The 295-nt window shown below is 74.6% G+C and carries 1 protein-coding gene; it reads left to right on the top strand.

Translation table 11 applies throughout. The features are described 5' to 3' along the window. A partial coding sequence (locus ACSNOK_RS33780; RefSeq protein ID WP_436784574.1) for an ATP-binding protein occupies positions 1 to 295 on the top strand: 295 nt, incomplete at both ends.

The raw sequence follows: 295 nt of genomic DNA, 5'->3' as shown, positions 1-295 counted from the left end.
CCAACGCCGTGCGGTACGGCGGCGGGGGGCCGGTGCGGCTGCGGCTGCTGCGCGGCGCGTCCCTGATCTGCGAGGTCTCCGACCGCAGCAACTCCTCTCCGCGCATCCGGCGCGCCGGAGTGACCGAGGAGGGCGGGCGCGGTCTGTTCCTGGTGGCGCAGTTCACCAGGAACTGGGGAGTCCGCTACATGGCCCGGGGCAAGACGGTGTGGGCCGAGCAGGTGCCGCACTCCGGACACCCCGGCTCCGGGCACTTTGGCCAGGGGGAGCCCGCGCCGGAGGAGGCGGACGAGCA

The organism is Streptomyces sp. URMC 126, assembly GCF_051386555.1.
Lineage (GTDB): Bacteria > Actinomycetota > Actinomycetes > Streptomycetales > Streptomycetaceae > Streptomyces.
The sequence above is the reverse complement of the archived record's forward strand: the minus strand, read 5'-3'. Positions and strand labels throughout refer to the sequence as shown.